This is a genomic window from Rothia sp. 27098_8_161, from assembly GCF_041432905.1.
GTDB lineage: Bacteria > Actinomycetota > Actinomycetes > Actinomycetales > Micrococcaceae > Rothia.
The window spans coordinates 1-15,612 of record NZ_JAPWAL010000025.1; the positions used below are offsets into that span (position 1 = coordinate 1).

The following is a 15,612-nucleotide window of genomic DNA, read 5'->3' on the forward strand; positions in this document are numbered from 1 at the left end:
GGGTGCCGCCCACAGAATTGAAAGCACGCACCGGGGAATTTACACCGCCAGGAATTACCGCGCGAGAACGCTCAAACAGCTTCTCGCTGGCTTCGTGGTGCAGCGGGTGGGTAGAGGAAGAAGTCATCGTATCGGTGCCTTTCAACAGGGACGGCGAACTAAAGAATTACAGGGGACGATACACACCGGGCGACAGAGCCTGTACGCTACTAACGTCCCGTACCTAACCATCATAGGCGCTACAGATGAACCGCAGGTGACAAGCACCTGAACGTACCGAAAGGTGACGATAAAACACAACCGGCAGATTAGGTAACAGATAGGTGAAGAAACTCAGAAACTAACGCATATGCCGGTCAGTATCCAGACGGTGCAGCACCTGAGTGTCCTGATCAAACAACCAGTTCTTATCAAAGAGCAGACGCACAAACGCCAAGCCCATACCCAACGCCATGAAAATCAGCATGGACTGCACAAAACCGGTCGTCGCCGAATACATGTCACCGCTGGCAAAATGCGACATGGAACGATAGAACGGAACACCCGGAACCATCGTCACCACCGCCGGAACCGACAGCGAAATACGTGTGTACTTACGATGATGCAGCGGCGCCACAATCTCTGCCAAAATACCCACACCAAACACTGCAATCGTCGCCGCCATATGTGCGGGCATACCCGCCTCCACCATGTAAATACGGGCGGGGTTCGCCACCGCAGCAATTACACCACCCCACAGGCACGCCACCGGAGAGGCAGCAAAAAGCATCGCAAAGCCAGCCGCCGCAACACCCGAGGAAAGCACCTGCAACACCAAATACAGGGTAGGATGCAGATTAAGAGGTGCCGGAGCATCCAGCGGCAAATGAAATAGCGACCCCAAAACCCACACCGCAAACGACGCACTAATCAGCAACAAACCCACATACGTCAGACGTGAAATACCCGCCAAAAAGTCCATACGAGAAATGTCGAGCATACCCGTCACCATGGGGAAACCCGGCACCAAGAACAGCACCGACGAAATAAAACCAATCATATGGTTCGGACTAATCCAACTTGCCGCAACCAGCACATTAACAATCGCAATGTACAGACTCGCCGCCAAGAAACCACAAGCCATCCACGTGGCCATATGGCTCACCCCGCGCTTGAGCAGAGTCGAACGCAAATACTGGCCGGCACCCGCCGCGAAGAACACAACCGAGCACTCCACCAGGCCGCCACGGTTCAAGAACGCGAACCCGGCACACGCCACAGCCGACGCCAACGCCAGCATCCACGCGGTGTACAGTGGCTTCGCCGAATCGATACGGTCCAGCTCAGCGTTCGCCTCCGCAGGAGTGATCTTTTCAGGAAGCTCAGAAATGAACTTACCCAACTGATCCAGCTTATGAGCGTTAATACCCATCGTGCGCTGCTCAGCGACCTCAGTACGGAAATTACCGTCCGTGTACGAAGAGGTCGAAATTTCGGTGAAGGTCACCTGCGCGTGATGCTCCTTCAACCCCACAGCCTTCGCCAAACGCGCCATCGACGCCTTAATACGGTACGCACTCGCACCCGACTTCATCAGGATGCGGCCCAGGCGGAGCACCACCTGAGACTGCGCCACCAAATGCTCATGCGCTAGGCGGGTAGAGCCCAGATAGATACTGCGCGTGTTTGTATCCGGGTAGGGTTCGTGTGAAGGGTTGCGGTGATGGTCCATTGAGGGCGCTCCCGGGCTAATTTCTGTCAATGCGTTGTGCATACTCTTTTTAGCATAGGGGAGATGGCCAGCCGACGATAGCGTCAGCCTGTCAGCAAAGGCGAGATAGTTGGGTAGCCGAGGTGAGTTTAGCGACGCACCGGCCAGCGGCCGTCAATGACCTCAGATTCCTTACCCGGTTGCGTACGCAACCACGCCTGGAAGCTTGCCGCCTGCTCCGCCGCCCACTGAACCTGCTGCTCATGCAGCTGGCGCGCATCCACGTTGAGGACCTCGGGGAACTGCTCGGTGAGCTTCACCAGCAGACGCTCCGCTGCCAGGGCGTCATCAGCGGACGTGTGCGAATTCTCCAGGGAGACACCGTATTCGGCGGCGAGAACCTCCAGGGTGCGCTTGCCGCGCTTACGCGGAATCACGTGCTTATGCAGAACGTACGGGTCGAGCACCACACCCGGCGGCAGCTCACCGTTGGCAATATTGTGGCGCAGCATCTCGTGGTGCAGCACCGAAAAATCGTAGGCGGCATTGAACGCAATAATCGGCACGCCGTCAAGGTTTAGCGCACCAATCGCGCCGGCAAGCTCCCACACGACCTCGCGGGCGGGACGACCGTGCTCACGTGCGTACTCGGTCGTAATACCGTGCACGGCGGCGGCACCGGCAGGAATCTCAACGCCGGGGTCAGCCAGCCACTCGCCACGGCGCACCACATTACCCTGAGGATCCAGCAGAATCAGGGAAGCAGTCACGATGCGGGCGGTGGTGACGTCCACACCGGTGGTTTCAAGGTCAAAAGTGGCGCGCAGGCCGTTCATCCAGGTCATGCTATAAGACTAACCCAGTGGAGAAGGAGACGCGCGCCCGGTCGTCACGCGGCTGCGGATAAGCCCCCCCGGTAGGGCAGCATATTAAGCCCCGGGAGCGACATATATAAGTCACCGGGGCGGCATATAAGCAGCCGACGACCCCGATGACCGACGACAAGGTACAAGCGTGCTACAGCCGATAGACTGAAACCATGACAACCCAACTTCTCACCGGTATCCCCGGAACCGGTAAAACCCACCACCTCACCGAACGCGCCCTGCGCTACCTTGCCGACGGGAACGACCCCGCCCGGCTGCTCATCCTCGCACCCACCCGCACCGCCGCGACCCGCATGCGAGACGTCATCGCCGCATCCAGCGACCGTAGTCTCTCCGTAGCACCCACCCGCGCCTGGGCAGCATACGCCTTCGACCTGCTCAAACGAGCCCAAACCCGGGGTCTACTCAGCGGCGTGGAAGGCAACCTCAAACTCCTCTCCGGCCCCGAACAAGACGTCATCATCGGCGAACTACTCGCCAACCACGCCGAAGGCATCGCACCCGGACCCGCCTGGCCCGACGTACTCCGCGACGCCCTCGCAACCCGCGGATTCCGCCACGAAATCCGCGACTTCTTCGACCGCATGGCAGAATACGACCTCACCGCCGAAGACGTACACGCCCTGGCCACCGAACACAACCAGCCCGCCTGGCACGCCCTCGCCCAACTGCACACCGAATACCGTGCCGTGCGAGCCCTCCGCGCCAAAAACGCCTACGACCCGGCAGTACTCATCAACGACGCCTGCCGACTGCTGCTGCGCGCCCCCGAATTCCTCGCCGAAGAACGCCGCCGCTACGACCTGATCCTCATCGACGACGTGCAGGAACTCAGCCCCTCCATCTACCGGCTGCTGCGCCTCATTGCCGCAGAAGTCGCTCCCGCAGACGCCGCGCACCTGACCGAAACCCACCCCGACCTCTTCGCTGAAGGACCCCAGGTTGTCATGACCTACAGCGACGAAGCCGTCGTCCAGGGCTTCCGTGGCGCCCGCCCCGACCTCGTTACCACCCTGCAGGCAAGCTTCCCGAGCATGCGCATCCGCACGCTCACCACCTCGTACCGCCTGCCCGCATTCATGATGCCGCTCGTGGCGGACATTCGCCGCCGCCTGCCGCGCTACACCCGATTCGTGCCGTTCACCCCCGAGCAAGAGGGTGTAAAGAACGGTGCGCAGGAGGGGTCAAAGAACGGTGCGCCCGCAACCTTCGGACGCATCAACACCACCCCCGCCGACGAAAACCTCACCTGGGGCGCCGCCGACGAACCCCTGCTGCACCTGGGCGCCGACGGCAAAATCCTCGACCCCGCGCACTACCGCACCGCACCCGCCGGCGTGTATAAATATGCGCTCGCCAGCTCGCAGGACGAGGCGAACCTCATCGCCCAAATGCTGCTTGAAGAACGCATCTACGGCAACCACCCCTACCGAGAGTCCGCCATCATCGTGCGCAGTAGCGCGGATGTGGCGCGCATCCGCCGTGTGCTCTCCTCGAACGGTATTCCCTCGCGTACCTCCGCGGCGCTCGTGCCGGTGCGCGACGAGCCCGCCGTACGCCCCTTCCTCGATGCGCTCAGTCTGCTCGTCTACGCCCGCAAGCGCGGCGAGAAGGCACTGAACCCCGCCGTGCACATGCCCGCTGCAGAAGCTACAGAGGCGGGGGAGCGCGGCGGCTACGAAGCCCTCAGCGCAACCGAAGCTGAAGAGCTCATGCGCCGAAGCCTCGATGACGTCATCGCCGAAGAAAGCCGCGCCAACCCCCTCGGCGGCGCGCAGAGCGCTATCACCCTGCTCACCTCCCGACTCGGTGGCGCATCCAGCATGGACGTGCGACGACTCCGCCAGCAGCTACGTTCCATCGAACTGCAAAGCGGTGGCCACCGCCCCAGCGACGACCTGCTCCTCGGCGCACTGCTACACCCCGAAACCCTCCCCGAAGAGGGCGTAGGACGCGCCGTGCACCGCATCGCAGCCGTGCTCTCCGCCGGACGTAAAGCACTCGCGCGCCCCGAATCCACCAGCACCGAAGTGCTCTGGGCGCTCTGGGAAGCCAGCGGCCTCGAAAAGACCTGGGTTACCCAGTCGCGCGGCGCAGGCCCCGACGCCGACGCAGCCCACCGCAACCTCGATGCCATGATCGGTCTCTTCGAAGCCGCCGACCGCTTCGACGAGCAGATGCGCGGCGCCGGTGCCGAGCAGTTCCTCGACTTCATCGACGCGCAGGACCTACCCATGGACACCCTCGCCGCCCGCGGCGTACGCCAAGACGCAGTCGAGATTCTTACCCCCGCGCTCGCCGCAGGTCAGTCCTGGCGCACCGTATATGTATGCGGTCTGCAGGAAGGCACCTGGCCCAACACCACCGTGCGCGGCTCCCTGCTGAGCACCGGCGACCTTGTGGACCTATGCGATGCGCGCCTCCGCCAGCGTGCCCAGCAGACAGAACAGCAGGCGGGGGAGGAGGAGCCTACGCCGCCTGCCCGCATCCGCAGCTACCCCGAACGCGTGCGCGACACCCGCCACGACGAGCTGCGCATGTTCGCCGTCGCTGCCACCCGAGCCAGCACCCGCCTCGTACTCACCGCCGTACGCAACGACGATGAAGCACCCGGCGAGTTCTTCGACTTCGTCCTACCCGCCGACGCGGTCGGCGACTCCACGGACGTGCCCATTACCCGCGTACGCCGCCCCGCCACCCTGCGTTCCCTGGTGGCGGAGCTTCGCCGCACCCTCGTTGAGGAGTCGCTGAACGCGATGCGTGCCGAAGACGCTCAGGACGGCACACAGGCCGGAAACGCACCGGCTGAAGACGCACTCACCCCGGAGGCTTCCGCGTACCGACTTGATGCCGCCTCCCGCATTCTGGCGCGCCTGGCGAATGCGCAGGCCCCCGGCGCCTCACCCGACGAGTGGTGGGGTCTGCTGCCGCTTTCTAGCACGGAACTACTCTTTGCGCATAGCCCGGCAGACCACGCTGAGCTGGCCGAAAACCATGCCGAAGAGCCTGCCGAAAACCCCGGCCGCCGCACCATTATGCTCTCGCCCTCGCGCCTGGAAACCATTCACAGCTCCCCGCTGGATTGGCTGGTTTCTGCCGCCCGCGCGGAAGCCCAGACCGACCTGTCCCGTTCCCTCGGCACGCTTATTCACGCCATCGCCGAGAAGTACCCGACCGGCACCCTCGAAGAGCTCCAAACCGCCCTCGATGAGCGCATTAGCTCCCTCGGCGTTCCCGCCCGAAAGGACGACGAAACCGACGAAGAGTACCGCGAGCGCGTGCCCTGGGAATCCTACGCCCTCTACGAGCGCGCCAAGCGCATGATTCTGCGCCTGAGCTACTACTACCGTCAGCACATGGGCGACGCCGGCTGGCAGAACCTCGGCGTTGAAGGCTCCTTCGCGGTGCGTGTGCCCGTGCCCTTCGACCCCGCCGGTGAAGTCGGCGAGCTGGACGCGCTGCTCACCGGTCGTGTGGACCGCCTCGAGGGTACCGCCTCGGCGGAGGACGACACCCGCCGCTACGCCATTGTCGACCTGAAAACCGGCAAGTCTAAGCCGAGTGGGTCGGAGATGGAGACGCATCCGCAGCTTGCCGCCTACCAGATTGCGGTGGAGGCTGGTGCGGGTGAACAGCTGGAGGAGCGTTACCGTGCCGAAGTTGCCGCCTTGGAGGCGGGCGAACCGCTACCGGATGCCCGCCCCCAGGAGCTGGAGTACACCGGCTATACGGGTCGTTCCGGAGGCGCGGCGCTCGTGCAGCTGGGCGCCTCGGGCGTGAACGATGAGAGCAAGACTCGCCTGCAGGTTCAGCCCGCCCTGACGGAGCACGATTCGTGGGCGGCTGAGCTGGTGCAGCACGCCGCGGAGCTGATTGCTGGCTCGCAGGTACAGGCTCGTCACCGTGAGGGTGGCTACGGGTGCCGTCTGCCGGAGATTTGCCCGATTTGTACGCGCGGGCGTCAGGTGACGCAACCCTAGTAGCCGCGTACCCCCGTTTACTTTCGATATCACTCACACTGAACCTCCCATGAGAATGATCCATGAGGAAGAGGAATCATGATTGACTCTGGCGCATACGGCGCTGATATGCACAGTGCTACTAACCTCGGCGCTCACCCCGGTTCTGGCACCGACATGCTCACCCCCGCCCAGTGGTGCGAGCACAATAGCTGGCAGCTGCCCAACGGCGTGCTCTTCTCGGCAGAAGCCGCCACGAATGACCCCGCGCTGAAGCCTACCGACTACCGCAGTGCCCTTGACATTGCCGAGATGCTCAACGGCGCTGACGGTAAGAAACCGACCCCCGAGCAGGTACGCATGATTGAGGCGGGCCCTGCCCCGACCCTCGTCATTGCCGGTGCCGGTTCGGGTAAGACTGCGACCATGGTTGACCGCGTGATTTGGCTGGTCGATAACGGTTTTGTACGCCCTGAAGAGGTTCTCGGCGTGACCTTCACCCGCAAGGCGGCAACCGAGCTGCGCAGCCGTATGCGTGCCGGCCTGAATACGCTGCGCCGTAGCCGTCGCGTCGCCCCGACCGATGAGGAGCTGCGCGAGGGCGTCGCTGACCCGACCGTGCTCACTTACCACTCCTACGCGAATAACCTGGTCAAGGAGTACGGTCTGCGCCTGGGCGTGGAGCAGGACGCACAGATGCTTGGCGAGGCGCAGAAGTGGCAGCTTGCCGCGCAGATTGTGCAGTACTGGGAGGGGGAGCTTCCCCTCGATAAGGACGGCGTGCCGGTGTCTGCGGCGACCATGATTAACCAGATGCTGCAACTCTCTGACGAGTGCGCGGAGCACCTGGTGGAGCCGCAAAAAGTCATTGATTTCTGCACCGAGCAGTTAGCGGCGTACGCGGCGGTGCCCGAGCCTCGCCGTGAGACAAAGACTGAGAAGGACAGTCTGAAGGTTCAGCGTCTGCTGCGTAACCGCCGAGTGTACGCGCGTATGGCGGTCAGCTACGCCCGCGTGAAGTCGCGCATGCAGGTGCTGGATTTCGGTGACCTGATGCGTTTTGCCGCCCGCATTGCGGAGTCTGACCCGGCGATTCGTGAGGGTGAGCGTGCCCGCTTCAAGGTGGTTCTGCTGGACGAGTTCCAGGACACTTCGCACGCGCAGATGAGCTTGTTCTCCTCGATTTACGGTGCCGATGAGGCGGCGGGTATTCCGGCGCATCCGGTGATGGCTGTGGGCGACCCAAAGCAGTCGATTTACGGTTTCCGTGGTGCTTCGGACGGTCAGATGTTCAGCTTCTACCGTCATTTCCCGACTGAGCATGTGCAACCGCTGTTCCTATCCATTGCGTGGCGTAACGATATTTCGGTGCTGAACGCAGCAAACCACGTGGCGGAGAAGCTGAAGGAGGTTCCCGAGTGGGTGCGTGCCGCCGACGGCGATATTACCGCCGCTCAGGTTCCTGACCTGCGCCCGCGCTGCGCCCTGATGGGGGAGCCTGGTTCGCCCGCTTTTGAGCAGGCTGCCGCGGGCATGGTGGGGCGCGTTGATTTGACGTACCACGACTCTGACCGCGAGGAGGCTGTGGCTATCGCCGAGCGTATTGCGGCGATGCGTGCGCAGGCGGTGCGCGAGTATGAGCGCGCCTACGCGGCGCATCGTTCCGGTGATGGTTCAGTGCGTCCGCGTCTGAAGATGCCCGAGATTGCGGTGTTGGCGCGTGTGCACGGTCAGCTGGACCCGATTCGTGTGGAGTGTGAGCGCCTGGGTATTCCGGTGCAGCAGGTGGGTTTGGGCGGCTTGCTCTCCCAGCCGGAGGTCGTGGATTTGGTGTCGGCGTTGCGTGTGCTGGCTGATCCGAACCGTTCGGATGCCCTGGCGCGCCTGCTGACGGGTGCGCGTTGGCGTTTGGGTGCGGCGGATATGTTGGCGCTGGGCGATTGGGCGCAGTCTCTGGTGCGTGAGCGTGAGCGTGCCCTGCGTGAGCAGATGGCGTTGCGTATGCTCGCCGAGGCTGAAGACGCCGACGACGCAGCTGCTATCAACCTGCATGCGGAGCACCTGCGTGCCGCCCAGGAACGTCTGGACGAAACCCTCAAGGGTGCGGTGGAGGATTCCTCCGGTTACGCCTCCCTCATCGAGGCGGTGGAGAACCTGCCGCAGGACGGTGTGGACGGTGAACCCCTCTACGGTGAGCAGTACCGTGGCCGCCGTTTCTCCCCGGCGGCGCTGGAACGTCTGCGTGCTTTTGCTGAGCAGATGCGCGTGTTGCGTGCCGGTTTGAGTGAGGATTTGGGCACGCTGCTGTACGAGATTGAGCGGACTATGCTTCTCGATATTGAGTTGGCGGTTCGCCCGGGTACCGACCCTCTGGGTTCGCGCGCGAACTTGGACGCTTTCCACGAGGTTGCTGCCGCCTACGGTATGTCGGCACCGCGTATTAACGCGATGATTTACGCCGGTTCTGACGGTGTGAGCGCGGAGGAGGACGATCCGGGTGCGCGCCGCTTCCTGCTGTCTTCGGGCGGTGTGAGCTACGTGATGGGCTTCCTCGCCTGGCTTGAGCGTGCCGATGATGAGGAGAAGGGCTTGGCGTTGGGCACGGTGGAACCTGACCCGAACGCGGTGCAGCTGATGACCATGCACGCCGCGAAGGGCCTGGAATGGGATCATGTGCTTCTGCCTGGTCTGTGCGGTACTGCGACCGGCGGGCAGACCCCGAACCTGTGGCAGATGTCGGCTAATGCGGCTCTGCCCTGGCCGCTGCGTGGCGACCGCGAGTACCTCCCGTCAATCCTTGAGAGTGCGGAGGAGATTACCGCCTTCGAGAAGGCGAAGAACCTAGAAGACTACCTGGACGAGCATAAGGAAGATGCCGCCGAGCACGCCGGCATGGAGGACCGCCGCCTCATGTACGTGGCGATGACCCGTGCCCGTAACCTGCTGGCGATGAGCGCCTACCGCTGGAAGAGCTCCGCTACGCAACCTCAGCCGGTGCAGCCCTTCTGGGAGGAGCTGATGGAGATGCTTTTCAAGTCGCTCTTCAGCATGGGCACGCCCACGGTAGATACGCCCTCTGTGCGCTTCGAGGAGACGATGGATACCCCCTGGGCGGCGCCCCAACTGGTGGGTATGGGCCTGTCGTATACGATTCCGAACCCCGCTGATAAGCGCAAAAAGGTGCACCTGAACCATGTGCGCCGCTGGGTTGAGCAGCTGGCTGAGTCGAAGTACCGCCTGACCGAGCCGGTGACCCTGGTGCACGGTACGGTCGTGGACCCCTCGAATCTGCCGCCCACCCCTGATGAGGCGGCCTTGCTGGAGGGTCTGGACCTCTACCCCGTAGACGCTGATGAGCTCACCCCCGAGCAGGTGGAGGCACGCGCGAACGCTCGGGCAACCTACGCCGAGCAGGTGCAATGCTACGCATGGGCGCTGGTTGAGGTCATGGCTCCCGCCCTCGCGCAGGATTGGCAGCTGGCGGCTCCTTCCGTACGAGCACGCACGGTAGCGGAGAACTGCACCCGACTGAACCTGCCGGTGCCCGAATGGATCATCGAAGCCACCGAGCGGGAGAAATGGAGTGAGGCGCAACCGCCTCAGCCCGGTTTTTCGCCCACGGTGGCGGCGGCGCTGCCGATTGAGGTGCGCGGCCAATTCGCCCAGAAGAACTACGAAGACAGGAACCCGAACCTGGGTGCGGTGCTGACCGCCATGTGGCCTTTTGACCCGCTGGAGCGCCCCGTGATTTGGCGTTGGGCTTCTGATGACGCTCTCACGCAGGGCACGAAGGAGGTGCTTCGCCGCGGTCAGCATGAGCACCTGGAGCGTGAGATTGCAATTAACTCCTCGAGCCGTCGCGAGGCGGTGGAGCGTGCCGCCCTGGCGGTGGAGCTCGCCGTCGGCGCGGGTGACGAGGGTACCCCGTATGAGGGTACCGAGTTTGGGGCGGCAGGGGAGAGCGCAAGCAGCCCTGTACCCGCCGCATCCACAGCGCATGGTGAGTCCGCCATTCCAGAATCCCTACGCCAGCAGGTGGTGGACTGGGAACGCGAAGCCGATCTGCTGCTGCTCATGAGGTGGCAGACCGACCCGTTGCTCAGCGATCAGCTGCCGGGGCACCTGTCCGCCTCCACGTTCATCCGCCTGAGCGAGGACCCGCAGGGCACGGTGCATCAGCTGATGCGCCCGGTGCCTCAGCGTCCCTCGCGTGCGGCAACGATTGGTACGGCGGTGCACGCGCTGATTGAGGAGCACTTCGGGGTAGTGCCGAGCTCCGACCCGCTGGAAGCACCCGATGCGGAGGACATGGTGGGCGTTGACCTGCCTGGTTCCGCTGCCTCCTCCCCCGCGCCCGCTGAGCCTGCAGACTCCTCTGATTTTGCAGACCTGCAGGAACAGGATGAGTTCACCTTCGAAGACGCCTACGAGGAGTCCGAGAGCGAAATGGAGGCCTCCGTTCAGCGCCTCTGGGAGCGCTTCGCCGATAGCGAGTGGGGCAGCGACGAGTGGAAGGACCGCATCTGGGCGGTCGAGTACCCGGTCGAAACCCATATTGAGGGCGTAAGCCTGCGCGGCCGTATTGACGCGGTGTTCCGTACCGAGGACGAGGACGGTGAACGCTGGGTCCTGGTGGACTGGAAGAGCGGTTCCCGCCCAAAGATGGCGACCATGCAGTCTCGACGCTTCCAGCTGGGTCTGTACCGTATCGCGTTCTCCCGCATTATGGGCGTGGACCCGGAGCGTATCAGCACCGTGTTCGTGTACCTGGGCGGCAAGGGCGTTGCGGAGGTGTGGGATCACCAGATCCATGGCGGCCTACCCACGGAGGCACAGCTGGCGAAGGTGATTCGTGAGGCGCGCAAGGGCTAGGTAGCAGGTCTAAACAGCATCAGGTAGGAGGCGCTCGCGTACTAGCGTGCCCCGCTAGTATGCGCCGTGCCAGTCTGCGCAGTGCGAGCACAAGCTGTCACCGAATATAGAAAAAGCAGCTCACATAGGCTTTGCGCCTCGTGAGCTGCTTTTCTGTGCGGACTTTTACGGGGTAATGCCAGAGGACGCCTCTTCACCCCACTGCATTAGGGTGAGGAGGCGTCCTCAGCCGCTGAAGAACTATAGAGCTCCTTCGTGCCCTTGTCCGGGAAAGAATCGCGCCGAACGACTGCCGCTCTCGCGACCTCACTCGCGCCGCCGACGCCCCGTGGGGTTTGCGTGCGTCTATACTCTCAAACACAACCTTGAAAGTAGCTCTATAGTTTTCTGCCATCGGTGATTGGTTGCGCGGTGCATGAATCCGGCTCGGGTCTGACATGACTGGTCAGGGCCCCGTCCAATCTGTCTCCCCTTTTTATCGCTGCCACGATATCAGCACTGGTCAGTGCGCTATGGGGAATGTGTCCGCAGGTTTTCTTGCGGCACAGCAAAAGTATTCCAGGAGTTTTTGAAAAAATCTATAGGGAAAGTTTTTGCCCCAAAATGCACTATTTTGAGCGTAGCTCAAGGTCAAATTGAGGCTCTGTGGACTCTTGAAATCAAAAGTTGGTTTATGTGGATTTATAGTGCATTTGCGCCCAGGAAATATTGTGAATAGCATCTTTACCGCACCTTTAAGTCTCAGCCTTAATCTGAGCCATTCCTGTACAAAAATGCAAAACTGGCAGTCAAAAGGTGATGGGAAACACATAAAAAATATTGATAAAAAGCCCGCTAAAGCCCCTCCGCTAGCCCTTATAGACATGATTCTGCCGGTTTGACAGATACCCAGGACAACTGATTTCACTGGGCACAGGTCAGAGGATATAAACCCAATAGATACACTTCAGCCCCGCAGTGCAGTACTGCGGGGCTGAAACGAAAACCTATGCGGTAGGTGGCACCCTGGCGGGCAATAACCTAGCGGGCAGCAATCTAACAGCTACTCGGTGGGACCGACCAGCGGGCCGACCTCCTCCTGACCGAGCAGTTCGCCGGAAGCTCGCAGGTCGTCCTGAATGTCCAGGAGCATGGACACTGCGTGGGTTGCGCCGTCGCGGTCGCCGATCTCTACGGTATGGGTGAGCCACTGGGCGATTGCAAACTCCGCGTAGAAGTTCGCGCGCTGCGCCAGGTAGGCGTCGGGTAGCTGAGGCATCTGCTGGCGGTACACCTCGATTACCTCGTCGGTGAAGTCGATGTCCTGGCAGGAGTACAGCCAGGCGAAGTCCTGCGCGGGGTCGCCCACGTGCACATCGGACCAGCCGGTGACTTCTACGATGCGTGCCGTCGAGGGCGTGACGTGCAGTACGAGGTTCTCGGCGCCCATGTCACCGTGGACCACGCGCGGGCGGAACTGCCAAAGGGGTCCGGGGGAGAGCACGGTACGCCAGTGCGCGAGCAGATCGGCGGGAACCTTGCCGGTTGCGGCCGCACGCTCGAGCTCGGCGTTCTTACGCCGACGGATCTGCTCCGAAGAGTAGGAGGGCAGGTCGGCTTCGTAAATAATGTCTTCGGGCATCACGTGCAGGGTCGCGATGTCTTTGGCGATGATGGATGCCAGGGAAGGGCGGTTCGCTGCAACTTCGCGCCGGCTCAGCTCGGCGAGCTGGTCCACGTCGTAGATGGTGCCGGGGATGTGCGTGTACACGAATACGTTGCCACTCGCGTAGGGTACGGTGCTGGCGACGGTGGGTACGGCGAAGGGCAGTCGGGCGCGAAGGCCGGGGCTGAACGACTGCAGGATGAGGTGTTCAGCTTCAAGACGCATGCTGGCGTCGGGGCGGCGTGGAGCGCGCACTCGCCAGCGGCGACCGGTGGAGTCGGCGATGATTGCCGAGTCGAAGTCGTCGCTGTCTTCGCGGACTGGTTCGGCGCCGACAGGGTAAATCCCGGGCACTCCGGCGGAGACAATGGCTGCTAGCTGAAGGGGAGATAAAGTCACGGGTTAAGGTTACCAAACCAATATGTACCGTTTAGTAGTTTTTGGGATATTTATGTCAAGCGGTGAAGATACTTGTGGACAAGCCTAAACGTGCTTATCTGCGTATTCCTGCGCATTTCGTTGAGCTTCTAACCGTGCGGGTCCAAGGCGGGTTCCTCACACCCTGATTCCTCACGCCCTGAACGAAAGCAACAGTTAAGAAGCCGCGGTGGGTCTGGAGAACACAGGCTGGGAGAATACAATGGAAGACCGGCTATCACCGCCTCGCGCACCCGTATGCCCCGCGAGAGCGTATACCGCCTGTCCGTACCGCCCGCCTTACTGATGGAGCATTATGACCGCCACACCTCAGCAGCCTCAGCATATGATCTCCGCAGACGACATTCTTGCCGGGCTCGACCCGGATCAGCGTGCGGTCGCCACCGAGCTGGACGGCCCCATGCGCGTGCTCGCCGGTGCCGGTACCGGTAAGACCCGCGCGATTACGCACCGCATAGCCTACGGTATTGCGATTGGTCGCTACCAGGGCCCGCGCGTACTCGCCCTGACCTTTACCCTGCGTGCTGCGGAGGAGATGCGTACCCGCCTGCACCAGCTGGGTGCGCACGGAGTGCAGGCACGTACTTTCCACTCGGCGGCACTGCGTCAGCTGGTGTACTTCTGGCCGCAGGTGGTGGGCGGTACCTTCCCATCTATCGTGCAGAATAAGGCAACGCTCATTACGGAGGCGGCGAACCGTCTCCGCATCAGCACTGACCGTTCCCTGCTGCGTGATTTGGCATCGCTGATTGAGTGGGCGAAGGTTCAGCTGCTGACCCCGGACACCATCATGCAGCGTCTGAGTGAGAAGCAGCTGCCCTCGGCGATTACCCCGCAGAATATGCAGCGTATTTTCCAGGCGTATGAGGATTTGAAGGATGAGCGTAACCTCATCGACTTTGAGGACGTACTGTTGCTGACCATCGCCATGCTGGAGGAGGACGAGAAGCTTGCTGCGACCGTCCGCAACCAGTACCGCCATTTTGTGGTGGACGAGTACCAGGACGTGTCCCCGCTGCAGCAACGTCTGCTGGATGTGTGGCTGGGCGGCCGCGAGGATATTTGCGTGGTGGGTGATGCCTCCCAGACGATTTACTCTTTTACCGGCGCGACCAGCCGTTACCTGTTGAATTTTGCGCGCCGGTACCGCGGCGCGCATACGGTGAAGCTGACCCGCGACTACCGTTCCCATTCGCAGGTGGTGGAGTTGGCGAACCGTCTGTTGGCGGCGCGTCGACCGCATCCGGATTCGAGCCCGCATTCGTGGGCGCCGCCGCTGGAGCTGATGTCTCAGCGCGGCCCCGGCGTGGACGTGGAATGGTTCGGCTACGCGGACGATGAGCAGGAGGCCGCCGGCATCGCCGAGGATATCCGCGACCTGATTGAGAAGGACGGTGTGCCGCCTTCAGAGATTGCGGTGCTGTTCCGCACGAACGCGCAGTCGGCGGCGATTGAATCTGCGCTGGCTACCGCCCACATTCCGTACCAGCTGCGCGGCGCGGAGCGTTTCTTTGAGCGCCCCGAGGTCAAGCAGGCGATGCTTGCCCTGCGTGGTTCGGCCAAGTCCACCGACGGTACCGAGGACGTCACCCGCTACACCCGCGATGTGCTCGGCGGCATCGGCTATAAGGAGGAAGCCCCCCTTTCGGGAGGCGCCACCCGCCAGAAGTGGGAATCCCTCGCCGCACTCGTGCACATGGTGGACATGATGGCGCAGAACCGCCAAGAGCAGCTTCAAGAGCATCGCGCAAACCCGCGCCCGGGTGTGCCCGAGCCGCTACCTTTGACCATGCACGAGGTTGTGGCGACTCTGAACCATCGCAGCGAATTCAATGATGCACCGCAGGTCAATGGCGTAACCCTCGCCTCTCTGCACGCGGCTAAGGGCCTGGAATGGGATGCCGTGTTCCTATGTGGCCTGAACGAGGGCCTCATGCCGATCACTTTTGCAACCACCCCGGATGAGGTGGATGAGGAGCGCCGCCTGCTGTATGTGGGCATTACGCGTGCTCGCAAGTATCTGTGGCTGACCTGGACGATGACTCGCACCGTGGGTGGTCGCGGTCAGCGGAAGCGTTCGCGTTTCCTGGACGATATTGATCCGGCGAAGCGCCGCCGCAG

General features: G+C 62.3%; 6 protein-coding genes. 3 read left to right on the forward strand and 3 right to left on the reverse strand.

Going from position 1 to position 15,612, the window contains the following annotated elements; translation table 11 throughout:
* Positions 1 to 340: 340 nt before the first annotated feature.
* On the reverse strand, positions 341 to 1,711 hold the full coding sequence (locus O3648_RS07625) for a threonine/serine exporter ThrE family protein (RefSeq protein ID WP_371569420.1): 1,371 nt from the start codon (positions 1,709 to 1,711) through the stop codon (positions 341 to 343).
* 128 nt (positions 1,712 to 1,839) lie between these two features.
* Positions 1,840 to 2,535: a 3'-5' exonuclease gene (locus O3648_RS07630; RefSeq protein ID WP_279742134.1), complete on the reverse strand. Its 696-nt coding sequence runs from the start codon at positions 2,533 to 2,535 to the stop codon at positions 1,840 to 1,842.
* A gap of 194 nt (positions 2,536 to 2,729) precedes the next feature.
* Here O3648_RS07630 and O3648_RS07635 point away from each other — a divergent pair, with 194 nt between their 5' ends.
* Positions 2,730 to 6,557: a PD-(D/E)XK nuclease family protein gene (locus O3648_RS07635; RefSeq protein WP_371569422.1), complete on the forward strand. Its 3,828-nt coding sequence runs from the start codon at positions 2,730 to 2,732 to the stop codon at positions 6,555 to 6,557.
* Between the two features lie 78 nt (positions 6,558 to 6,635).
* Complete coding sequence (locus O3648_RS07640) at positions 6,636 to 11,408, forward strand: UvrD-helicase domain-containing protein (RefSeq protein WP_371569424.1); 4,773 nt, start codon at positions 6,636 to 6,638, stop codon at positions 11,406 to 11,408.
* A gap of 1,042 nt (positions 11,409 to 12,450) precedes the next feature.
* Here O3648_RS07640 and O3648_RS07645 read toward each other — a convergent pair.
* Complete coding sequence (locus O3648_RS07645; RefSeq protein ID WP_279755078.1) at positions 12,451 to 13,452, reverse strand: phosphotransferase; 1,002 nt, start codon at positions 13,450 to 13,452, stop codon at positions 12,451 to 12,453.
* A 334-nt stretch (positions 13,453 to 13,786) separates the two neighbouring features.
* On the opposite strand from O3648_RS07645, the gene O3648_RS07650 reads away from it, so the two are divergent.
* Positions 13,787 to 15,612 (forward strand): ATP-dependent helicase (locus O3648_RS07650; protein ID WP_371569426.1); only part of this gene is annotated, 1,826 nt, incomplete at its 3' end.